The sequence below is a fragment of the Serratia sp. 2880STDY5682894 genome (assembly GCF_001537385.1).
GTDB classification, from domain to species: domain Bacteria; phylum Pseudomonadota; class Gammaproteobacteria; order Enterobacterales; family Enterobacteriaceae; genus Serratia; species Serratia nevei.
On the sequence record NZ_FCJA01000002.1, the window covers coordinates 142,580 to 163,417 of the forward strand.

At 62.7% G+C, this 20,838-nt stretch carries 21 protein-coding genes; 16 read left to right on the forward strand and 5 right to left on the reverse strand.

The genetic code is table 11. The features are described 5' to 3' along the window. From AWX27_RS05475 to AWX27_RS05485, 3 genes are all read left to right on the forward strand, one after another. Window positions 1-1,073: protein-disulfide reductase DsbD family protein (locus tag AWX27_RS05475; protein ID WP_156428559.1), on the forward strand; the 1,073-nt coding region annotated here is incomplete at its 5' end. After that, window positions 1,070-1,786 (forward strand): DsbA family protein, encoded by a 717-nt coding sequence (locus AWX27_RS05480; protein ID WP_038876482.1) that lies wholly within the window; start codon window positions 1,070-1,072, stop codon window positions 1,784-1,786. The genes AWX27_RS05475 and AWX27_RS05480, both read left to right, overlap by 4 nt. Beyond that, window positions 1,779-2,279, forward strand: a complete 501-nt coding sequence (locus AWX27_RS05485) for a protein disulfide oxidoreductase (RefSeq protein WP_060420008.1) — start codon at window positions 1,779-1,781, stop codon at window positions 2,277-2,279. Before AWX27_RS05480 ends, AWX27_RS05485 begins: the two co-directional genes overlap by 8 nt. On the opposite strand, the gene AWX27_RS05490 is transcribed toward AWX27_RS05485, so the two are convergent. Further along, on the reverse strand, window positions 2,276-3,742 hold the full coding sequence (locus AWX27_RS05490; RefSeq protein ID WP_060420010.1) for a MocR-like pyridoxine biosynthesis transcription factor PdxR: 1,467 nt from the start codon (window positions 3,740-3,742) through the stop codon (window positions 2,276-2,278). The two genes, AWX27_RS05485 and AWX27_RS05490, sit on opposite strands and share 4 nt — an antisense overlap. Before the next feature lie 172 nt (window positions 3,743-3,914). Here AWX27_RS05490 and AWX27_RS05495 point away from each other — a divergent pair, with 172 nt between their 5' ends. After that, window positions 3,915-4,910: a DMT family transporter gene (locus tag AWX27_RS05495; RefSeq protein WP_049200152.1), complete on the forward strand. Its 996-nt coding sequence runs from the start codon at window positions 3,915-3,917 to the stop codon at window positions 4,908-4,910. Between the two features lie 155 nt (window positions 4,911-5,065). Further along, window positions 5,066-5,695: a CatB-related O-acetyltransferase gene (locus tag AWX27_RS05500; RefSeq protein ID WP_060420011.1), complete on the forward strand. Its 630-nt coding sequence runs from the start codon at window positions 5,066-5,068 to the stop codon at window positions 5,693-5,695. Between the two features lie 34 nt (window positions 5,696-5,729). Here the strand turns inward: AWX27_RS05500 and AWX27_RS05505 are convergent, their stop codons facing one another. From AWX27_RS05505 to AWX27_RS05515, 3 genes are read right to left on the reverse strand one after another with little or no spacing between them, the layout of a single operon-like run. Further along, window positions 5,730-7,247 carry a tripartite tricarboxylate transporter permease gene (locus tag AWX27_RS05505; protein WP_016926872.1) on the reverse strand — a complete coding sequence of 506 codons (1,518 nt, stop codon included), beginning with the start codon at window positions 7,245-7,247 and terminating at the stop codon, window positions 5,730-5,732. An 11-nt stretch (window positions 7,248-7,258) separates the two neighbouring features. Beyond that, on the reverse strand, window positions 7,259-7,690 hold the full coding sequence (locus tag AWX27_RS05510; protein ID WP_019453755.1) for a tripartite tricarboxylate transporter TctB family protein: 432 nt from the start codon (window positions 7,688-7,690) through the stop codon (window positions 7,259-7,261). Window positions 7,691-7,705: 15 nt separating this feature from the next. After that, a complete protein-coding gene (locus AWX27_RS05515) occupies window positions 7,706-8,686 on the reverse strand; it encodes a Bug family tripartite tricarboxylate transporter substrate binding protein (RefSeq protein WP_033635359.1) in 981 nt (326 codons plus the stop codon). Window positions 8,687-8,994: 308 nt separating this feature from the next. Here AWX27_RS05515 and tctD point away from each other — a divergent pair, with 308 nt between their 5' ends. Then, a complete protein-coding gene (gene tctD, locus AWX27_RS05520) occupies window positions 8,995-9,669 on the forward strand; it encodes a transcriptional regulator TctD (RefSeq protein WP_038876462.1) in 675 nt (224 codons plus the stop codon). Beyond that, a complete protein-coding gene (locus tag AWX27_RS05525) occupies window positions 9,656-11,074 on the forward strand; it encodes a sensor histidine kinase (RefSeq protein ID WP_060420013.1) in 1,419 nt (472 codons plus the stop codon). The genes tctD and AWX27_RS05525 overlap by 14 nt, the downstream gene beginning before the upstream one ends. Here AWX27_RS05525 and AWX27_RS05530 read toward each other — a convergent pair. Then, a complete protein-coding gene (locus AWX27_RS05530) occupies window positions 11,071-11,991 on the reverse strand; it encodes a DMT family transporter (protein WP_055311859.1) in 921 nt (306 codons plus the stop codon). The genes AWX27_RS05525 and AWX27_RS05530 overlap by 4 nt on opposite strands. A gap of 117 nt (window positions 11,992-12,108) precedes the next feature. Here AWX27_RS05530 and AWX27_RS05535 point away from each other — a divergent pair, with 117 nt between their 5' ends. From AWX27_RS05535 to cvpA, 9 genes are all read left to right on the forward strand, one after another. Beyond that, the gene (locus AWX27_RS05535; protein WP_060420016.1) at window positions 12,109-12,882 is read left to right on the forward strand and encodes an AraC family transcriptional regulator; all 774 of its coding nucleotides are present in this window, start codon (window positions 12,109-12,111) and stop codon (window positions 12,880-12,882) included. 53 nt (window positions 12,883-12,935) lie between these two features. After that, window positions 12,936-14,057 carry a 4-phosphoerythronate dehydrogenase PdxB gene (gene pdxB / locus AWX27_RS05540; RefSeq protein ID WP_060420017.1) on the forward strand — a complete coding sequence of 374 codons (1,122 nt, stop codon included), beginning with the start codon at window positions 12,936-12,938 and terminating at the stop codon, window positions 14,055-14,057. A gap of 110 nt (window positions 14,058-14,167) precedes the next feature. Continuing rightward, window positions 14,168-15,178: an aspartate-semialdehyde dehydrogenase gene (locus AWX27_RS05545; RefSeq protein ID WP_060420019.1), complete on the forward strand. Its 1,011-nt coding sequence runs from the start codon at window positions 14,168-14,170 to the stop codon at window positions 15,176-15,178. Then, window positions 15,178-15,999 (forward strand): tRNA pseudouridine(38-40) synthase TruA, encoded by an 822-nt coding sequence (gene truA, locus AWX27_RS05550; protein WP_060420021.1) that lies wholly within the window; start codon window positions 15,178-15,180, stop codon window positions 15,997-15,999. The genes AWX27_RS05545 and truA overlap by 1 nt, the downstream gene beginning before the upstream one ends. 78 nt (window positions 16,000-16,077) lie before the next feature. After that, on the forward strand, window positions 16,078-16,740 hold the full coding sequence (locus AWX27_RS05555) for a DedA family protein (protein WP_019453745.1): 663 nt from the start codon (window positions 16,078-16,080) through the stop codon (window positions 16,738-16,740). A gap of 232 nt (window positions 16,741-16,972) precedes the next feature. Further along, window positions 16,973-17,881, forward strand: a complete 909-nt coding sequence (gene accD, locus AWX27_RS05560; RefSeq protein ID WP_025303691.1) for an acetyl-CoA carboxylase, carboxyltransferase subunit beta — start codon at window positions 16,973-16,975, stop codon at window positions 17,879-17,881. 191 nt (window positions 17,882-18,072) lie between these two features. Next, window positions 18,073-19,338, forward strand: coding sequence for a bifunctional tetrahydrofolate synthase/dihydrofolate synthase (gene folC / locus AWX27_RS05565; RefSeq protein ID WP_047730185.1), 1,266 nt, complete (start codon window positions 18,073-18,075; stop codon window positions 19,336-19,338). Beyond that, entirely contained in the window at window positions 19,339-20,088 is a 750-nt protein-coding gene (dedD, locus tag AWX27_RS05570; RefSeq protein ID WP_038876445.1) for a cell division protein DedD, read from the forward strand. Between the two features lie 234 nt (window positions 20,089-20,322). Beyond that, a complete protein-coding gene (gene cvpA / locus AWX27_RS05575; protein WP_004936119.1) occupies window positions 20,323-20,823 on the forward strand; it encodes a colicin V production protein in 501 nt (166 codons plus the stop codon). The last annotated feature ends 15 nt before the right edge of the window (window positions 20,824-20,838 follow it).

The window sequence follows — 20,838 nt, forward strand, 5'->3', positions numbered from 1 at the left end:
AGTTCCTGGCGTCGTCGTTGGGTATCGTCGCCTCGTTTATGGCGTTGGCCTTGCTGATGACGCTGCTGCGGCTCGGCAACCATGCGCTCGGCTGGGGTATTCAGTTCCAGAATCCGTGGTTTATCGGTTTTATGGTGCTGGTGACGCTGTTGTTCAGCGCCAACCTGTTTGGCCTGTTCCATCTGCGCCTCTCGTCCGATCTGAATACGTCGCTGGCGACCCATAATGGGCACGGTCTGAGCGGCCATTTCTGGCAGGGCGCGTTTGCCACGCTGCTGGCGACGCCGTGCTCGGCGCCGTTTCTCGGCACGGCGGTGGCCTTCGCGCTGGCGGCGTCGCTGCCGGTGCTGTGGGGCATGTTCATCGCGCTCGGTATTGGCATGAGTCTGCCGTGGCTGCTGATCGCCGCCTGGCCATCGCTGGCGCTGCGCTTGCCGCGCCCCGGCCGCTGGATGAATACCGTCAAGCTGGCGATGGGGCTGCTGATGCTGGCGTCGTCGCTGTGGCTGCTGAGCCTGCTGAGCAACCATATCGGCGTGCAGGCCACGCTGTGGCTGGGGGCGTTGGCGCTGCTGACGTTGCTGCTGGCGGTGTGGCGTCAGCAGGGCCCACGGTTGGCGGCCAAGCTGGCGGCGGGCACGTTGGTGCTGGCGGGCGTGGCCTTGCTGGCCGGATCGCTGACCGCCGGCCTGTGGCGCCAGCCGTTGCAGGATCGGGTGCAGTGGCAACCGCTGAGCGAGCAAGCGATTACCGAGGCGCTGGCCCAGCATAAGCGGGTGTTCGTCGACGTGACCGCAGACTGGTGTGTGACCTGTAAGGCCAACAAATTCAATGTGCTGCTGCGTGATGACGTACAGCGCGCGCTGAGCGCCGACGACGTGGTTGCGCTGCGTGGCGACTGGAGCCGCCCGTCGGCCGACATCAGCGCCTTCCTGCAAAAGCGCGGCAGCGTCGCCGTGCCTTTCAACCAAATCTATGGCCCCGGCAGCCCGGACGGCGAGGTGTTATCCCCGCTGTTGACCCGTGACGCCGTGCTGCAAACGCTTTCCCATGCCAAAGGAACCGAACAATGAAAAAGCTACTGATTTTACTGATGATCATCGCCGCCCCGGTGTGGGCCGCCGAGCCTTTCACCCCGGCACAAGAGGCGCGTATCAAAGAGATGATCCGCGAAACGCTGGTGTCCAACCCGGACATTCTGGCGCAGGCGGTGGACGCCTGGCAGCAGCAAACCGCCGGCCAGCAAATCAGCCAGGCTATCAAGCAGAACGCCAAAACGCTGTACCAGGATCCGGCCAGCCCGCGCCTCGGCGCCGCCAACGCCAAACTGACGCTGGTGACTTTTACCGACTATAACTGCCCGTACTGCAAGCGTTTTGATCCGATGCTGGAGAAGATCGTCAAGCAATACCCGGACGTGGCGCTGGTGGTGAAGCTGCTGCCGTTCAAGGGCGAAAGCTCGGTCAGTTCGGCGCGCGTGGCGCTCACCACCTGGCAACAGCACCCGGATCAATTCTGGGCCCTGCACCAGCGGCTGATGGCGAAAAAGGGCTTCCACGACAACGCCAGCATCGCCGCCGCGCAAGAGAAAACCGGCGTCAAGGCGGTGGCGCCCAGCGAACAGAGCATGACCACGCTGCGCACCAATATGGAGCTGGCGGAACAACTGGGCGTGCAGGGGACGCCGGCGACGCTGATCGGCGATCGGATGCTGCCGGGGGCGGTGTCGTATGAAGAGCTGGAAGCGATGGTGAAGCAGCAGCTGGCGAAGGCCAACCATGGCTAAGCTCAAGCGCTGGGGGCGCGAGTTGCTGCTGCTGGCGCTGATCGCGCTGGCGGTGGTGACGGTGATGGATTGGCTGAACGCGCCGCAGGCGCCGCCGGCCTTCGATGCTCAGACGCTGACCACGCTGGACGGCGAGCGCGTGTCGTTGGCGCAGCTCAGCCATGAGCGGCCGCTGCTGGTTTACTTCTGGGCCAGCTGGTGTGGCGTCTGCCGCTTCACTACGCCGGACGTCGCCCGTTTGCAGGCGGCAGATGGCAACGTGCTGACCGTCGCGCTGCGCTCGGGCGACGATACCCAGGTGAAACACTGGCTGGCGCGCAAACGGCTGGCGCTGCCGGTGGTCAACGATCCGGCCGGTACGCTCTCGGCGCAGTGGCAGATTGGCGTGACGCCGACCTTCGTGGTGGTTTCGCAGGGCAAGGTGGTGCAGAGCACCACCGGCTGGACCAGCTACTGGGGGATGAAGCTGCGGCTGTGGTGGGCCGCCGTCTAACCGGCGTTTTTCTCCGTTATCACCTCCTCAATCGCCCGGCACAGCCGGGCGATACCTTCTTCAATCTGCGGCGGTGAGTTGGCGGCGAAGTTCAGCCGCAGGCCGTGCGCGCCCAGCTGTTCCTGCGCATAAAAGCATTCGCCGCGTGCGAAGGTCACGCCGTGCCGCCAGGCGACCGGCATCAGTTCGGTGGTGGTCACCGTCGCCGGCAGCGTCAGCCAGATAAATAAGCCCCCCTGCGGCGTTTCGAAGCGGCACCCCGGCGGTAGCCGCCGTTGCAAGGCATCAATCATCACCTCCAGATGGCGGCGGTAGACGCGCCCGGCGCGCCGCAGCTGCTTGTCGTAACGGCCGACGGTGACGAACGCGTCCAGCGCCCGCTGGATCAGGCTGGAACTGGTGAAGCTGTCGACGTGTTTCAGCCTGGCGAAACGCTGATAGTGTTCGCTGTCCGCCACCAGATAGCCGATGCGCATGCTGGGCAGCAGCATTTTGGAGAAGGTGCTGACGTAGATCACCGCGCCCGGCCGCGCCAGCGCGCGCAGCGACGGCAGCTGTTTGCCCTGGTAACGCAGATCGCCGACGAAGTCGTCTTCCAGGATCACCACGCCGGCCTGTTGGGCGACAGTCAGCAGGCGTCGCCGCCGCGCCTCGCTCAGGCAGCGGCCGGTCGGGTTGTGGAAATTGGGGATGGTGTAGATCAGTTTGGGACGGTGGCGTTCCAACAACTCCGGCAGCAAATCCACCCGCATGCCGTGGCGGTCGCCCGGTACGGTGACGATATTGATGCGGTGCTGGCGCAGCAGGCCCAGCGCTTCGGCGTAGGTCGGTTCTTCGACGATCACCGTATCGCCCGGCGCCAGCAGGCTTTGCACCACCAGACTGATGGCGTGCTGCGAGCCGTTGGTGATCAGCACCTGTTCCGCCTGCGTGGGGATGCCCTGCGCGCTGAGAATGCGGCTCAGCGTATCGCGCAGCGGGTAGTAGCCGCAGTATTCGCCGTAGCTGAAGGCCTCTTCTGCATGGCGGCTGAGCACCGACAGCAGCACTTTGCGAAACGCCTCCAGCGGAAACACCTTAGGGCTGCCGACGCCGGCGGCGAAGTTGATCAGCCCCTCCGGCAGCGGGGCGTCGGCGTAGCCGTCCAGCCGCGAGGTGAGGGTGGTGAAGCTCTCCAGCGGGAATGGGGCATCGCTGCTCGGCCGGGCCGGGCGCGCCTGCGCTTGCGGGTGCGCGACATAGGCGCCGCTGCCGCGCCGCTGATGCAAAAAGCCCTTGGCCGCCAGTTCGGCGTAGGCGTTATCCACCGTTAAACGGCTGACCGCCAGTTCGGCCGCCAGCGTGCGCGTCGAGGGCAGTTTGTCACCATCGACGAACACGCCGGTGAGGATGGCGCGCCGCAGCGCTTCTTCGATCTGTAAATAGAGCGGAACGTCCTGCTCGCGATCCAACGGGATATGCATGCGAAATTGGCCCGGTTATGGAGAGTGATTTTTACTATACCCCATGTCAACAGGGATTCAAGCGCAGAAAAGTGGCCTGCATGACAACGCCGTAAAGTGGCTATAGTGAGAAAAAATGGCCGCGTTACACTGTCCGCCTGAGCATTAACGTCGCCATTTCTCCGAGGATCTCATGTCATTACCGTCAGGCGTTTCCGCCCGGCCGGCGTTGCCTGGCGCGCGCCTCTTTCAGGGCAGCCACCAGGGGTACGTCATCGCCATTATCAGCGCCATGCTGCTGGCCTTTACCGCCATCATCATTCGCGCGCTGACCGAGTACTATCACCTGCCGACCTTCGTGCTGGCGTTCTGGCGCGCGGCGCTGGTGGCGCTGGTGCTGTTGCCGCTGCTGTTGCTGGTGAAACCGCAGTGGGCGCGCCTGCGCCGTGAACAGGTGGTGTTCTACGCGCTTTACGGGCTGCTGCTGGCGCTGTTCAACAGCCTGTGGACGCTGTCGGTGGCGCTGAACGGCGCGTCGGTGGCGACCATTCTGACCTACTGCTCGGTGGGCTTTACCGTGTTCCTCGGCTGGGTGATGTACAGCGAACGCCTGACGCTGCGCCAATTGCTGGTGATCGCCATCAGCCTGGGCGGTTGCTTCCTGGTCAGCAACGGCGACAGCATGGGGAACAGCCACTTCGATCTGCTGGGGCTGCTGGTCGGGATGCTGTCGGGCATCGGTTATACCCTGTATACCCTCGGCGGGCGGGTGGCCAGCGAACGCGGCTATCCGGTGTGGAACACCATCCTGTACGTGTTCGGTTTTTCGGCGCTGTACCAGCTGGTGTTCAACGCGGCGCTGACGGCGTTCCCGCTGGCGGCGTTCCACGGCATGGCCGGCTCTCTGTGGTTCCTGTCGCACGGCGCACAGGGCATCCAGTGGAGCGGCTGGCTGTTGCTGCTGGCGCTGGCCGCCGGGCCGACGCTGCTGGGCTTCGGGCTGTACAATATCAGCCTGAAAACGCTGCCGCTGGCGGTGGCCAACCTGATCCTGTCGCTGGAACTGGTGTTCACCGCGGTGATCGCCTATTTCCTGCTGGGGGAGAGCATGAATCAGCTGCAGCTGCTGGGCAGCGCGCTGGTGATGGGCGGGGTGCTGCTGTTGAAAAGCAAGACCGCCGAGGCGTGATCGGCTACCATTACGCCTCGCAAGAGAGGCCGTAAGATGAATAACCCGAGATTGAAACGAGCGCTTATCGCTTGAATGGCCGTGTTGAGTGAACGACAACACGGCCACAGACATTCCGTTCCGTGGCTTTTATTCCCGTAACAAGAGAATACGCCATGTCCGAAAAACACTGGTCCAAAACCGAGCTGCTGCATCAGACGGTGACCAACCCGAATATCATCATCAAAGGCACCCACAGCTACTACAGCGACTGCTGGGATAACGGCTTCGAGCGCTCGGTGGTGCGCTATCTGCACGGCGACGCGGTCAGCCGGCAATGGCAGCCGCTGGGCGAAATAGACCGCCTGCTGATCGGCGATTATGTGTGCATCGCGGCCGAAACAGTGATCCTGATGGGCGGCAACCACACCCATCGTATCGACTGGCTGAGCCTGTATCCGTTTATGGCAACCATCAAACGGGCGTACCGCCCCAAAGGCGACACCCGGCTGGGGGACGGTTGCTGGATTGGCATGCGGGCGATGTTGATGCCGGGAGTCTCGATAGGCGAGGGGGCGATCGTCGCCGCCGGCAGCGTGGTGGTCGGCGATGTTGAGCCTTATGCCATCGTCGGCGGTAACCCCGCGCGGTTTATCCGTTGGCGGTTCGCGCCGGAGGTCATCGCGCGGTTGCTTGCCTTGCGCCTCTATGACTTGTCCGAGGCGGACTTTGCGGTGATTCAGCCCCTGCTCGCCGATGACGATATCGAGGCGTTGGAAAGGGGAATTGCGGCCCTACGCCGTTAAACACAACGGGCGGGGGATCCCCGCCCGTTTCGCGTTACTCGGCTTTGGCCTCGGCCGCCGGTTGGCGGCGTTTGCGCATCAGGCGCAGCAGCGGCGGCAGCGCCAGTACCGCAACCGCCAGCACCAGCAGCGTTTGCGCGATGCTGCTGCTCCACAGAATGCCGAACTCGCCGTTGCTGATCGACAGCGCGCGACGCAGATTCTGCTCCAGCATCTCACCCAGCACGAAGCCCAGAATCAGCGGCGACATCGGGAAGTGCATTTTGCGCAGGATGTAGCCGAACACGCCCAACCCGACCATCAGCAGCAGGTCGAAGGTGGTGCTGTGCACCGCATAAACCCCCACCGCCGACACCGCGGCGATCGCCGGCACCAGGAACCACAGCGGGATGGTCAGCATGCGGGTGAACAGGCCGACCAGCGGCAGGTTCATGATCAGCAAAATGACGTTGGCGATCAGCAGCGCGGCGATCAGTCCCCAGACGATGTCCGGCTGTTCGGTGAACATTGCCGGGCCGGGGGTGATATTGTACAGCGTCAGCGCACCCATCATCACCGCCGTGGTGCCGGAACCCGGCACCCCCAGCGTCAGCATCGGAATGAACGAACCGCAGGCCGAGGCGTTGTTGGCCGCTTCCGGCGCCGCTACGCCGCGGATGTCGCCCTTGCCGAAGGTGTCGCTGTTGCCGCTGATTTTCTTCTCGGTCATGTAGGTCAGCGCACTGGCGATAGTGGCGCCGGCGCCCGGCAGAATGCCGACGAAGAAGCCGATCACCGACGAGCGCAGGGTAGGGCCTGCGCACTGCGCCGCCTCTTTGCGGTTGAACAGCAACCGGCCGGTTTTACGCACCAGCTTTTGCCCGGCGCTGGTGCTTTCCAGCATCAGCAGGATTTCGCTGACCGAGAACAGGCCGATCACCACCACGATAAACTGCACGCCGTCGGAGAGGTGCACGCTGTCAAAGGTAAAGCGGTAAACGCCGGTGTTGGCGTCGACGCCCACCGTCGCCAGCCCCAGGCCGATCAGCGCCGCCAGCAGCGATTTCAGCGGGTTTTGGCTCATCATGCTGCCGAGGCAGGCGATGGCGAACACCATCAGAGCGAAATACTCCGCCGGGCCGAAGGCCAGTGACCAGCGGGCCAGCAGCGGCGCGAACAGGATGATGCCGCCGATGGCGATCATCGATCCAACGAACGAACTGACCGCCGAGATGGACAACGCCACGCCGGCGCGCCCCTGCTGCGCCATCGGGTAGCCGTCCAGCGCGGTCATGATCGCCGCCGCGTCGCCCGGTACGTTAAGCAGTATCGACGAGATGCGCCCGCCGTACTCGCAGCCGATATACACCGTCGCCAGCAGGATCAGCGCCGATTCGGCCGGCAGCTTGAGGGCAAACGCCAGCGGCAGCAGGATCGCCACGCCGTTGATCGGCCCGAGGCCCGGCAGCAGGCCGACGATGGTGCCGACGAAGCAGCCGATCAGGGCGATAATCAGGTTCTGCGGCACCAGCGCCACTTCGAACCCTTGGGTCAAATACATCCAGGTATCCATCATCGCTCCCGTTAGCTCAGCCAGGCGCCGAGCGGCAGTGTGACATCGAGAAGTTGGTCAAAGGCGTAATACAGCGCTGCACCCATGACGACGCCGGAGATAGCCGCCGCCGGCAGGCTGGCTTGAAACAGCAGGCCGATGCTGAACGTCAGCAGCGCGGTCGCCAGCGGGAAGCCCAGCCATTCAAAACCCCAGGCATACAGCACCAGGGTGATCACCAGCACCAGCAGCCGCTGCAGCACCTTGTTGTGCGGCCACTCCACCGCCTGCGGGCGGCGCAGCAACAGCAGGGCCGCGCACAGCGCCATCAGGCTGAGGATCGCCAGCGGAAACGGGCGCGGCCCCAGCGGTTCATAGCTGTATTCGCTTTGGATGCCCCAGCCGATGAACAGCCCGCCGATACACAGCAGCAGCCAGAAGCCGGCAAAAATACGATCGCTCATGGTTTTCCCCTGCGGTTATTTGGCCAGGCCGAACACTTTTGCCTGCTCACGGTATTGGGCAACCTGATTCTTCACGTAGGCGTCCAGCTCTTTGCCGGTCATGTTGAATTCGAACAGGCCGCGCAGATCGCGCTGTTGCTTGAATTCGTCGGTCGCCATCATTTTCTGGAAGGTGTCGATCCACCACTGATACTCTTCATCGCTGACTTTCGGCCCGACGTAGAAGCCGCGAATGATCGGCCACACCAGGCTGTATCCCTGCTCTTTGGCGGTGGGAATGTCGGCCAACTGGCCCGGCAGACGTTGCTCGGCATACACCGCCAGCACGCGGATCTTGTCGCCCTGCAGATAAGGCACCATCTCGCTCAGGTCACCGGAGACCGCCTGGATATGGTTGCCGAGCAGCGCGGTTACCGGCTCGCCGCCGCCTTCGAATGCCACATAGCGCATCTTGCGCGGATCCACGCCGACTTCGCGCGCCAGCAGCGCGGTTTTCATCCAGTCCTGGCTGCCGATGGAGGCGCCGGCGCCGAACACCACGCTGTTGGGATCTTTTTGGAAGGCGTCCATCAGGTCTTTCAGGGTTTTGTAAGGCGAGTCGGCGCGCACCGCGATCATGCCGTAGTCGGTACCGACCGCCGCCAGCCATTTCACGTCGTCCACGTTATAGCGGCCGAACTTGCCCTGGGCCAGATTGAGCAGCGAGCCGCCGGAGAAGGCCACCACGGTGCCGAACTCCGCCGGGCGCTGCGCGACGATGGCGTTGTAGGCCACTGCGCCGACGCCGCCGGGCATATAGGTGACGCGCATCGGCTTATCGATGGCCTTGGTGTCCTGCAGCGACACCTGAATCAGCTTGCAGGTCAGATCGAAGCCGCCGCCGGGCTTGGCCGGCGCGATGCATTCGGTGCGTTTGGGCGCTTCCACGGCAAAGGCCTGATTGGCCGCCAGCAGCAGGGCGGCGGCGGTAAAGGTACGGGTCATTATTTTTTTCATTGTGACTTGCCCTCGGTATTGTTCTGGTTGTGAAATCCCGCCGGGTGCGGTTGCAGGATTGTTAAAACAACAACCTTTCATTTACCTTTCAGCGGCCGGAAAAGTTTCCAGTCTGTGATTGGGGTCTCTCGATAACGCTGAAACAGAGGAGGTACGCGCGGTACACCACATAATTGTGTGCCAGCTCCCAAAACGGGCGGCGCGGCGCTCTTTTATCCCCTTATTTTCCATGCCATTCTCTGTTATCGGCCTGTTAACGGACGCCGTGTCGGCGCCAGGTTGTTCAGGTAAATCAATGGAATGGAAACATGCGACTGTTATTGGTTGAAGATCACCCCGAGCTGTCTCACTGGTTGCAAAAGGCGCTGACCGGCGCCGGCTTTGCCGTCGACGTCGCCCCGGACGGCGTGGCGGCCGATCATCTGTTGCTCAACGAACGCTATGCGCTGGCGGTGTTGGATGTAGCGCTGCCGCGTTTGAACGGCCTGGATTTGCTGGCGCGCCTGCGCAAGCGCGGGCAGGATCTGCCGGTGCTGCTGCTGACGGCGCGCACCGACGTGGCCGATCGGGTGAAGGGCCTGAATCTGGGGGCGGACGATTACCTCACCAAGCCGTTCGAACTGGACGAGCTGGAAGCGCGCATTCGGGCGCTGCTGCGCCGCAGCGTCGGCGCCGCGCAGCCGGCGTTACAGTACGGCGCGTTGACCTATCACGACGAAGGCTATTTCCTGCTGGAAGGCAAGCCGCTGGCGCTGACGCCGCGCGAACTGGCGGTGTTGACCGCGTTGATGCACCGCCGCGGCCGCCCGGTGGCCAAGCAGCAGCTGTTTGAGCAGGTGTTTACGCTGTCCGACGAGGCCAATCCGGAGAGCATCGAGCTTTACGTACACCGTTTGCGGAAAAAGCTGCAGGGCAGCGACGTGGCAATCATCACGCTGCGCGGTCTGGGTTACAGCCTGGAGCGGTGCAATGCGGTGGTTTAACGCGCCGCGTTCGTTGTTCTATCAACTGCTGCTGTTTTTTGGCCTGCCGCTGGTGGCGTTGGGCGGCATCTCGATCTACACCCACTATTTCAGCGCCATGAGCGCCGCCACCCTGGCTTACGATCGCACGCTGCTGGCGTCGGCGCGCACCGTGGCGGAGCGGCTGGTGGTGCGCGATGGCAAGCTGGCGGTCGATGTGCCCTATGTGGTGCTCGACAGCTTCGAGCGCAACATGAACGATCAGCTCTATTACGAGGTGATCTCGCCGCAGGGGAAAAGCATTTCGGGCTATGACGATTTGCCGTCGTTGCCGCCCCATATCCCGCGTTCCACGCTCTACCCGGCGCTGGTGCATTTTTACGATGCGGAATACCTCGGCCGGGCGATCCGCGTGGCGGCGCTGTTTCAACCGATCAACGAGTCGGGCGTGAGCGGCATGGCGACCATTCTGGTGGCGGAAACCCTGGAGTCGCGCCGTTACCTGGCGCGACAGATGATGATCGCGGCGCTGTTGAGCCAGGGCACGGTGGTGGTGTTGACCCTGATTCTGGCGTTCGCGCTGCTCAAGCGGGTGTTGAAGCCGATGCGCAAGCTCTCCGGCATTATGCTGCGGCGCGATCCGGGCGAGCTGACGCCCCTGCCGCGGGTATTGCCGTGGTCGGAGATGCAGCCGCTGCTGGTGGCGTTCAATCGCTATATCGAACGGCTGCGGCTGATGGTGGCGCGCCAGGAGCGTTTCAGCGCCGATGCTTCGCACCAACTGCGCACGCCGCTGGCGGTGTTGAAGACTCAGGTTGGGGTGGCGCTGGCCAGCGACCGGCCGCAGCAATGGCGCGAAAGCCTGCAGGCGATGAGCGCGACGCTGGATAATACCGTGGCGCTGACCGACCGCCTGCTGCAGCTCTCACGCCTGAAGGCCAGCGAGCACCAGGCCGAACGCCAGCTGCAGCCGGTCAATCTGGCGCAGGTGCTGCGCGACGCCTGTTTTTCCCGCTTGCCGCAGGCGCGCAGTAAACAGATCGATCTCGGATTTGAAGGCGAGGCGGCGTGCCAGGTGGCGGGGGAACCGCTGCTGTTGGCCGAACTGTGCGCCAACCTGCTGGACAACGCGCTGAAATACACGCCGCGTCAGGGCGTGGTGACCGCGCGCCTCACTCAGGATCAGGCGGCAGGGGAAGGCGTGCTGGAGATTGAAGACAGCGGCCCCGGCATCGCCTTGCAGGACAAGGCGCTGGCGCTGCAGCCGTTTCATCGGCTGGACAACGTGGGCGATCAGCCGGGCGCCGGCCTGGGGCTGGCGCTGGTGAAGGACATCACCGCGTATCACGGCACCCGCCCGGAGCTGCTGAGCTCCGCCGCGCTGGGCGGCCTGTTGGTGCGGGTGCGTTTCAGGCTGCTGCCTTAGGCCTGTTCTTTGCAGGATTCGACGTCGGCCGCCGGGGCCTTGGCTTTACGCGTCAGCGGCGTGCGCAGCCGCTGCGACAGAATAACGCCCAGCAGGGTGATGCCGCCGCCGATCAGGTGGTAACCGTGCAGCTGCTCATGCAGGAACAGCACGGCGATAGCGGCGGTAAACACCGGCGCCAGGTTCATAAAGATCGAGGCGGTATTGGCGCCCAGGCGCATCACGCCCTGGATCCACAGGAACGGAGCGATAATCGAAGCCGGAATGCCGGCGAACAGCACCAGCGGCAGGTTATGGCCGTTCAAGCCGACATCCTGCGCCATCAGGAAATTAGGCAGCAGCAACAGCACGCCGAACAGGATCTGCACGTACAGCGATTGCCAGTTCGGCAGCGCGATGGCCCAGCGTTTGGTCAACACGCCATACAGCGCGTAAGAGGCGGTGGCGAGCAGCATCATCAATTCCCCCTTGCCGATACCGTGCTGCAGCAGCACGCCGGGCTGACCGCCGCTGACCAGCCAGATCAGGCCGCAGAAGGAGAGTATGCTGCCGAGCAGCACGCCGACGGTTGGCGCAATGCGCAGCAGTACGATGCTGATCAGGATGGTCAGCAGCGGGATCAGCGATACGATGATGCCCATAAACAGCGCGCTGACGCTGTGTGCGGCGTAATACGCCAGGCTTTGGTACAGCACCATGCCCAGCAAACCGAGGATCATCAATTTCCACCAGTTGGCGCGCACCTGCGCCCAGTTGCGCAGCACGCCCGGCAGCACGAACGGCGTCAGGGCAATCAACGCCAGCAGCCAGCGGTAGAGCGAGATGGCCGCCGGATCGATGGCGGTGGCGGAGAGTTTGCTGACGACGGCGTTAATCGACCAAATCAGCACGGCCAACAGCGGGAAAAGCATATTCATGATAATTATTCTCAATAACGTCCAACATGCTGGCTAGTCTACGCGTGTCCGGTTTATCATATATAGCGATATCCAGACAAAAATCGGCGTAAACAAGACAAATCACGGGACGAAACCATGCCAGAAATCCGCCATTTCCCCGAGTCGCTGATCCCGGCACCGAAGCCGGTGCAGTTCCGCTGCGAGGAGTTCAACGCGCGCACCGAATTCCAGCCGCACAGCCACACCTGGGGCCAGTTGATGTGGGTCAAAGCCGGGGTGATGGTGCTGCGCATCGGCGGGCAGCGCTTTCTGGCGCCGCCGGAGTTCGTGCTGTGGGCGCCGGCCGGCATCGAACACTCCTGCTATAACCAGCGGCTGGCGCAGTGCCGCATGGTGGACATCACGCCGGCGCTGTGCACCGGCATGCCGGCCGACCCTTGCCTGGTGAGCGTGACGCCGATATTCCGCGCCATCGCCGAGGATTTCTATGCGCGCAAGCAGTACATTCCGCAAACGGAAGAGGATTTGCGCCTGTGCCAGGTACTGATCGATCAGCTGCGCCTGTCGCCGCGCCAGCAAACCTACCTGCCGTCGTCGAACGACAAATTTTTGGCGCCGGTGCTGGAAGCGCTGGAGCACTGCCCGGCGGACAACACCTCGCTGGCGGCGTGGGCGGCTCGGGTCTACACCACCGAGCGCACGCTGTCGCGCCGCTGCCAGCAGGATCTGGGCATGTCGTTCAGCGAATGGCGCCAGCGCCTGCGTTTCCTGCATGCCGTGTCGCTGCTCGAGCAGGGCAAGACCGTGCAGGACGTGGCGCTGGACGTCGGCTACAGCTCCGCGTCGGCGTTTATCGTCATGTTCCAGCAGATCGCCGGCACCACCCCTGAGCGCTTTCGCCGTGCCTGATTCAGTGGCACACTATTTCGCAGACAAATAGCCGTAAACCGTCGGAGAACGCAGTGAAGATTCTGGTTGATGAAAATATGCCGTACGCGGCCGAACTGTTCAGCCGCCTGGGCGACGTGCAGGCGGTGCCGGGCCGCCCGATCCCGCGTGAGGCGCTGGCGGATGCCGATGCGCTGATGGTGCGTTCGGTCACCAAGGTCAATGAAGCGTTGCTGGCCGGCAGCCGCATCGGCTTTGTCGGTACCGCCACCGCCGGCACCGATCACGTCGATGACGCCTGGCTGCAACGGCAGGGCATTGGCTTTTCCGCCGCACCGGGCTGCAACGCCATTGCGGTGGTCGAGTATGTGTTCTCTGCCTTGATGCTGCTGGCCGAACGCGATGGCTTCCATCTGCGGGATAAAACCGTCGGCATCATCGGCGTGGGCAACGTCGGTTCCCGCCTGGACGCGCGCCTCAAAGCGCTGGGCGTGCGCACGCTGCTGTGCGATCCGCCGCGTGCCGATCGCGGCGACGCCGGGGAGTTTTGGCCGCTGGAGAAGCTGGTGGCCGAGGCCGACGTGCTGACCTTCCATACGCCGCTGAATAAATCCGGCCCATACCATTCGCTGCATCTGGCGGACGCCGATCTGTTGGCGGCGCTGCCGGACAACCGCATTCTGATCAACGCCTGCCGCGGGCCGGTGGTGGATAACGCCGCGTTGTTGCAGGCGCTGGAAAAGGGCAAAAAGCTGAGCACGGTGCTGGACGTGTGGGAACCGGAGCCGGATCTCTCCTTGCCGCTGCTGGCGCGGGTGGATATCGGCACTGCGCACATCGCCGGGTATACGCTGGAAGGCAAGGCGCGCGGCACCACTCAGGTGTTCGAAGCGTTCAGCCGCCATCTGGGGCAGCCGCAGCAGGTGGCGCTGGCCTCGCTGCTGCCGGTGCCGGAGTTCAGCCAGATCCGCCTCAACGGGCCGCTGGATGAAGCGCGGTTAAAACGATTGATGCACTTGGTGTATGATGTGCGCCGCGATGATGCGCCGCTGCGCAAAGTCGCCGGGCAACCGGGCGAATTCGATCGCCTGCGCAAGCACTATCAGGAACGCCGCGAGTGGTCGTCGCTGGCCGTGCAATGCGATGACAGCGCCAGCGCCGAGCTGCTCGGCAAGCTGGGCTTCAGCGTGGCATAGCGCGTAAGGTTGTCTTAAGCCAACGCCGCTACAGTGAGCGGCAAAGATTATCGGGCGGTGATTGCACTGCCCGTCTGCTTTTATGAATGAAATACTCTGGAGAAAACCCGATGTCTGACGGCTGGAATATCGCGCTGCTCGGCGCCACTGGCGCGGTAGGTGAAGCGTTGCTGGAATTGTTGCAGGAACGCCAGTTCCCGGTGGGTGAGCTCTATCCTCTGGCAAGCGAACGCAGCGCGGGCGCCAATGTGCGCTTCAACGGCAAGTCTCTTCTGGTGCAAAACGCCGAAGAGTTCGACTGGTCACAGGCGCAGCTGGCCTTCTTCGTCGCCGGCAGCGAAGCGTCCGCGCGCTATGCCGAAGAAGCCGGCAACATGGGCTGCCTGGTGATCGACACCAGCGGCCTGTTCGCCATGGAGCCGGATGTGCCGCTGGTGGTGCCGGGCGTTAACCCGCAGGTGCTGGCGGATTACCGCAACCGCAATATCGTGGCGGTGGCCGACAGCATGGTCAGCCAGCTGCTGACGGCGATCAAGCCGCTGACCGAACAGGCGGGGCTGTCGCGTCTGCACGTCACCACGCTGATGTCGGTATCGTCGCGCGGCAAGGTGGCGGTGGACGATTTGGCCGGCCAGAGCGCGCGCCTGCTGAACGGCATCCCGGCCGAGGAAGGCGTTTTCGGCAAGCAGCTGGCGTTCAACCTGTTGCCGCTGATTGCCGACGAGCAGGGTAGCGTGCGCGAAGAACGCCTGATCGTCGATCAGGTGCGCAAGGTGCTGCAGGATGAAGGGCTGCCGATTTCGGTGAGCTGCGTTCAGTCGCCGGTGTTTTACGGCCACGCGCAGGTGGTGCACCTGGAAGCGCTGCGCCCGCTGTCCGCCGAAGAGGCGCGCAGCGAGCTCGAAGAGATCGAGGACATTCAGCTGAGCGAAGAGGACGATTACCCGACTCAGGTCACCGACGCCTCCGGCAGCGATGCGCTCAGCATCGGTTGTCTGCGTAACGATTACGGCATCCCCGAGCTGTTGCAGTTCTGGACGGTGGCGGACAATGTGCGCTTCGGCGGCGCATTGATGGCTATCGAAACCGCCGAGCGTTTGGTGCAGGAGCAGATGTACTGATGTCTGAGGTGGTCTCGCCCGTTCAGCCAACGCTGAAAATTGCGCTGGGCATCGAATATGACGGCAGCCGATACTACGGCTGGCAGCGGCAGCAAGAAGTGGCCAGCGTGCAGCAACGCCTGGAGCAGGCGTTGAGCAAGGTGGCGGATGCGCCGATTAGCGTGCTGTGCGCCGGGCGTACCGACGCCGGGGTGCACGCCACCGGGCAGGTGGTGCATTTCGAAACCACCGCGCGCCGCAAGGACGCCGCCTGGACGATGGGGGTAAATACCCATCTGCCGCCGGATATCGCGGTGCGTTGGGTGAGCCCCGTTGCCGACGATTTTCACGCGCGTTTCAGCGCCACCGCGCGCCGCTACCGCTATATTATTTTCAACCATCGCTACCGGCCGGCGGTGCTGCAACAGGGGGTGACGCATTTTTATCACCCGCTGGACGCCGATCGCATGCATCGGGCGGCGCAGGCGCTGCTGGGCGAAAACGACTTCACTTCGTTCCGCGCGGTGCAATGTCAGTCGCGCACCCCGTGGCGCTGCGTAAAACACGTTAAGGTTACGCGCTACGGCGAATATATTGTGGTAGATATCAAGGCGAATGCCTTCGTGCATCACATGGTTCGCAACATCGTCGGCAGCCTGATGGAGATCGGCTGCGGCAATCAGGATGAGAACTGGATGGCCGAGTTGCTGGCACTGAAAGATCGCAACCTGGCGGCGGCGACGGCGCGAGCGGAGGGGCTGTATCTGGTTTCCGTGGACTATCCCGACCACTTTGGCATACCGCGGCCGCCGATGGGGCCGCTGTTTTTACCCGACGATTAAACGCCGGCACGCCTGAAAGCGTCGCTCCCTTGTGCTTCTGCCGGGTGACTGAAACACCCGGCATCAATGAGAGAATTTATGGACATCATCAAGTTTATTATTGATTTCATTCTGCATATTGATGTGCACCTGGCCGAACTGGTCGCACAATACGGCATGTGGGTCTACGCTATTCTGTTCCTGATCCTGTTTTGCGAAACCGGTCTGGTGGTGACGCCGTTCCTGCCGGGGGATTCTTTGCTGTTTGTCGCCGGTGCGCTGGCGGCGTTGCCGACCAACGATCTGAACGTGCACACCATGGTGGCGTTGATGGTGGTGGCGGCGATCCTCGGCGATGCGGTGAACTACACTATCGGGCGGTTGTTCGGCGAGAAGCTGTTCAGCAACCCGAATTCGAAAATTTTCCGCCGCAGCTATCTGGACAAGACGCACCAGTTCTATGAGAAACACGGTGGGAAAACGATTATTCTGGCGCGATTCGTGCCGATCGTGCGTACTTTTGCGCCGTTCGTCGCTGGTATGGGGCATATGTCCTATCGCCACTTCGCCGCCTACAACGTGATTGGCGCACTGGTTTGGGTGCTGCTCTTCACTTATGCTGGCTACCTGTTCGGCGATCTGCCGGTGGTGCAGGAGAACCTGAAACTGCTGATCGTCGGGATCATCATCGTTTCGATTCTGCCGGGCGTGATTGAAATTTGGCGCCACAAGCGCGCGGCCGCCCGCCAGCAAAAACAGTAAAAACATTGTTTAACCTGTCGGTTCGACCAGTTTTTTGTCCACAGCGTCGGGCCGATATGGTTTAATGAGCGACATTATGGTCTGTTCCTGCGAACAACCCTGAAGCCGATGCCTCAGTCGCCGCGCTTGCCGCGCCGCGAACGGGCATTTTTTCATTGGGGTGTTTTCGGGGGGATTGTTAAAGCATGAACAGCGGACTGGCGTGTGCCAGGTTCAAACAGAAAGGTCATCGATGAGCTGGATTGAACGAATTCTTAACAAGAGCAATATCACACAAACCCGTAAGGCGAGCATTCCTGAAGGGGTCTGGACCAAATGCGACAGCTGCGGCCAGGTTCTCTACCGCGCCGAGCTGGAGCGTAATCTGGAAGTGTGTCCGAAGTGCGACCACCACATGCGTATGGGCGCGCGCGCGCGTCTGCATACCCTGCTGGACGAAGGCAGCGAAGTAGAGTTGGGCAGCGATCTGGAGCCGAAAGACGTTCTGAAATTCAAGGATTCCAAGCGCTATAAAGATCGCCTGGTCGCCGCACAGAAAGCGACCGGCGAGAAAGACGCGCTGGTGGTGATGAAGGGCACGCTGTACGGCATGCCGATCGTCGCGGCCTCCTTCGAATTCGCCTTCATCGGCGGCTCGATGTCTTCCGTGGTCGGCGCGCGCTTCGTGCGTGCGGTTGAGCAGGCGCTGGAGGACAACTGTCCGCTGGTGTGCTTCTCCGCCAGCGGCGGCGCGCGCATGCAGGAAGCGCTGATGTCGCTGATGCAGATGGCGAAAACCAGCGCGGCGTTGGCCAAAATGCAGGAGCGCGGCTTGCCGTATATCTCCGTGCTGACCGACCCGACCATGGGCGGCGTTTCTGCCAGCTTGGCGATGCTGGGCGACATCAACATCGCCGAGCCGAAAGCGCTGATCGGCTTTGCCGGCCCGCGCGTCATCGAGCAGACCGTGCGCGAGAAATTGCCGCCGGGCTTCCAGCGCAGCGAGTTCCTGATCGAAAAAGGCGCGATCGACATGATCGTTCGCCGTCCGGAAATGCGCCAGACGTTGGCGAGCATTCTGTCCAAGCTGACCAACCAGCCGCAGCCGCATTTCGATGAGGCCGCGCCGGTCATTGAGCCGGAGCCGCAGGCCGACGCCTGAGGCAAAGACAGATCCCGCCCGGGTTCAGCCGCCACTTTGTGGCTAAGTGACGGCTGATGTCCGTTCCCTGCCGGCCGCAGCCCATCTCGCTGCGGTTTGCAGGCTGGCGGCAGTCACGAAGCGCATCGCCTTTACCGCGGTGAGGGTGGTGCCCTGATGGATTAATGAACCCAAGTTCAGTGATGGGACTCATGCAAAACCACCAAATTCCCCAAGCCACGTCGCCATTGAGCTCGTGGCTTTATTATCTGGAACGTCTGCACAGCCAGGCGATCGAACTCGGCCTTGAGCGCGTACAGCGCGTCGCGGCGCATCTGGATTTACTGACCCCCGCTCCCACGGTGTTCACCGTTGCCGGCACCAACGGCAAAGGCACCACCTGTCGTACCCTCGAAGCCATTCTGCTGGCCGCCGGCCTGCGCGTCGGCGTCTACAGTTCGCCGCATCTGGTGCGCTATACCGAACGCGTGCGCATTCAGGGGGAAGAGCTGAGCGAAGCGGAGCACAGCCGCTCGTTCGCCGCCATTGAAGCCGGCCGCGGCGAAACGTCGCTGACCTATTTCGAATTCGGCACCCTGTCGGCGCTGCAGCTGTTCAAACAGGCGCGGCTCGACGTGGTGATCCTGGAAGTGGGGCTGGGCGGGCGTCTCGACGCCACCAACATCGTCGATCCGAGCGTGGCGGTGATCACCAGCATCGCGCTCGATCACACCGACTGGCTGGGCAACGATCGCGAAAGCATCGGCCGCGAGAAGGCCGGCATTTTCCGCAGCGGCAAGCCGGCGGTGGTGGGCGAACCCGACATGCCGGACAGCATTCGTCAGGTTGCCGAAACGCTGGGCGCGCCGCTGTATCGCCGCGGCGAAGCCTGGAGCTTCAGCGAGCAGGGCGATCGCTGGCAGTGGCAGGGCGGCGACACGCTGCTGACCGATCTGCCGACGCCGAACGTACCGCTGGCCAACGCCGCTACCGCGCTGGCGGCGCTGAACTGCTCCCCGCTGGAAATCGACGAACGCGCGATCTTCACCGGGCTGCAACAGGCGACGCTGCCGGGGCGTTTCCAGATCGTGCGGCGGGAGCCGACGCTGATCCTCGACGTGGCGCACAACCCGCACGCCGCCGGCTATCTGGCCGGGCGCCTGGCCAAACTGCCGCGCGACGGCGGCAAGGTGCGCGCGGTGGTGGGCATGCTGTCGGACAAAGACATCGCTGGCACGCTGGCCTGCCTCAGCGAGCAGGTGGATGAATGGTACTGCGCACCGCTCGACGGGCCGCGTGGCGCCAGCGTCGAACAGCTGGCGCAACATCTGACGGAACCGCGCCGCTTTAATGATGTCGAAACTGCCTGGCGGCAGGCTATGCAGGATGCTGATAAACAGGATATTGTGATCGTCTGTGGATCGTTCCACACCGTGGCGCAGGTGATGGCGGCGTTAGACGAGATGCGGGGAGTGTGAGTGGCGAGTAAATTTCAGAACCGACTGGTCGGAACCGTGATTCTGGTGGCGCTGGGGGTAATCATCCTGCCAGGGCTGCTGGACGGCAAAAAGAAGCATTACGAGGATGAATTCGCGGCCATTCCGTTGGTGCCGAAGGCGGGCGATGTCGAAGAGAACGACGTGCTGCCGCCGGTGACGCAGCCGCTGCCGGCACAGCCGCCGGAAGGGGCGGGCGCGCTGGTCGAGCAGCAGGCGGCCAACGAAGCGGCGGCGCAACAGGCGGCGCGGCAGACTGCCCAGCAGCCGACGCAGGTGGCACCACCGCCGGTCGAAACGCGTCCTCAACCGGTGCCGCAGCCCAAGCCGAAACCGGTAGAAACCAAACCGGTAGAAGTGAAGCCGAAGCCGACACCGCAACCGAAGCCGGTGGAAGTGAAGCCGGCGCCGAAGCCGGAACCAAAACCTGAACCGACGCCGAAGCCTGAACCGGCACCGCAGCCGAAACCGGCGGAAGAAAAAGCGCCGGCTGGACAAGCCTATGTCGTGCAGCTCGGGGCGTTGAAAAACGCCGCCAAGGCGAACGAGATTGTCGCCTCGCTGCGCCTCTCGGGCTATCGCGCCTTTACCGTGCCGTCAACGCCGGTGCAGGGGCAGATCACCCGCATCTACGTTGGCCCGGACGCTTCCAAGCAGAAGCTGCAGGCGGCGCTGCCGTCGCTGAACTCGATCAGCGGGCTGAGCGGGCAGGTGAAGCCGTACGGCCGTTAAACCCCGCGGGGGCGCAGCACGATGCGCCCCTGAATTAAGGAGTGGTGGAGAGAAAGCGAGAAAAACCGCGCCTTTTACAGGCGAAATCACCTATGTAGGCGCGGCGATTGGGAATTTTTTGATCGCCGCTTTTTATTTGTAACGTGGTAGGAAATCCCCTACGCAAACGTTTTCTTTTTCTGTTAGAATTCGCCGCGAATTGGATGCAGGGGCGATTCATCATTGGAATAGTTCATGGTCTGGATTGATTACGTCATTATAGCGGTGATTGGATTTTCGGCTCTGGTGAGCCTGATCCGAGGGTTTGTTCGCGAAGCATTGTCACTTGTGACATGGGGATGTGCGTTTTTTGTTGCCAGCCATTTCTACTCTTACCTTGCGGTCTATTTCACTCGTTTTGAAGATGAACTGGTGCGAAACGGCATCGCGATCGCGATTTTGTTCATCGCGACCTTGATCGTAGGGGCTATTGTTAACTATGTGATTAGCTCACTGGTAGAGAAAACCGGGTTGTCGGGCACCGACCGCGTGTTGGGCATCTGCTTCGGCGCGCTGCGCGGAGTGTTGATCGTCGCGGCGATCCTGTTCTTCCTGGATACCTTTACCGGCTTCTCACAAAGCGCCGACTGGAAACAGTCGCAGCTCATTCCCCAGTTCAGTTACGTCATCAGGTGGTTCTTTGACTACCTGCAGAGCACGTCGAGTTTCTTGCCGACCCAATTGCCGGGGCGGTAGCGCTGATGAGGAAAA

Excerpts from the sequence above, each read along its gene's own strand:
- AWX27_RS05480 (WP_038876482.1), top strand. The coding sequence starts at position 1,070 with ATGAAAAAGCTACTGATTTTACTGATGATCATCGCCGCCCCGGTGTGG.
- AWX27_RS05485 (WP_060420008.1), top strand. The coding sequence starts at position 1,779 with ATGGCTAAGCTCAAGCGCTGGGGGCGCGAGTTGCTGCTGCTGGCGCTG.
- AWX27_RS05490 (WP_060420010.1), bottom strand. The coding sequence starts at position 3,742 with ATGCATATCCCGTTGGATCGCGAGCAGGACGTTCCGCTCTATTTACAG.
- AWX27_RS05495 (WP_049200152.1), top strand. The coding sequence starts at position 3,915 with ATGTCATTACCGTCAGGCGTTTCCGCCCGGCCGGCGTTGCCTGGCGCG.
- AWX27_RS05500 (WP_060420011.1), top strand. The coding sequence starts at position 5,066 with ATGTCCGAAAAACACTGGTCCAAAACCGAGCTGCTGCATCAGACGGTG.
- AWX27_RS05505 (WP_016926872.1), bottom strand. The coding sequence starts at position 7,247 with ATGGATACCTGGATGTATTTGACCCAAGGGTTCGAAGTGGCGCTGGTG.
- AWX27_RS05510 (WP_019453755.1), bottom strand. The coding sequence starts at position 7,690 with ATGAGCGATCGTATTTTTGCCGGCTTCTGGCTGCTGCTGTGTATCGGC.
- AWX27_RS05515 (WP_033635359.1), bottom strand. The coding sequence starts at position 8,686 with ATGAAAAAAATAATGACCCGTACCTTTACCGCCGCCGCCCTGCTGCTG.
- tctD (WP_038876462.1), top strand. The coding sequence starts at position 8,995 with ATGCGACTGTTATTGGTTGAAGATCACCCCGAGCTGTCTCACTGGTTG.
- AWX27_RS05525 (WP_060420013.1), top strand. The coding sequence starts at position 9,656 with ATGCGGTGGTTTAACGCGCCGCGTTCGTTGTTCTATCAACTGCTGCTG.
- AWX27_RS05530 (WP_055311859.1), bottom strand. The coding sequence starts at position 11,991 with ATGAATATGCTTTTCCCGCTGTTGGCCGTGCTGATTTGGTCGATTAAC.
- AWX27_RS05535 (WP_060420016.1), top strand. The coding sequence starts at position 12,109 with ATGCCAGAAATCCGCCATTTCCCCGAGTCGCTGATCCCGGCACCGAAG.
- AWX27_RS05545 (WP_060420019.1), top strand. The coding sequence starts at position 14,168 with ATGTCTGACGGCTGGAATATCGCGCTGCTCGGCGCCACTGGCGCGGTA.
- truA (WP_060420021.1), top strand. The coding sequence starts at position 15,178 with ATGTCTGAGGTGGTCTCGCCCGTTCAGCCAACGCTGAAAATTGCGCTG.
- AWX27_RS05555 (WP_019453745.1), top strand. The coding sequence starts at position 16,078 with ATGGACATCATCAAGTTTATTATTGATTTCATTCTGCATATTGATGTG.
- accD (WP_025303691.1), top strand. The coding sequence starts at position 16,973 with ATGAGCTGGATTGAACGAATTCTTAACAAGAGCAATATCACACAAACC.
- folC (WP_047730185.1), top strand. The coding sequence starts at position 18,073 with ATGCAAAACCACCAAATTCCCCAAGCCACGTCGCCATTGAGCTCGTGG.
- cvpA (WP_004936119.1), top strand. The coding sequence starts at position 20,323 with ATGGTCTGGATTGATTACGTCATTATAGCGGTGATTGGATTTTCGGCT.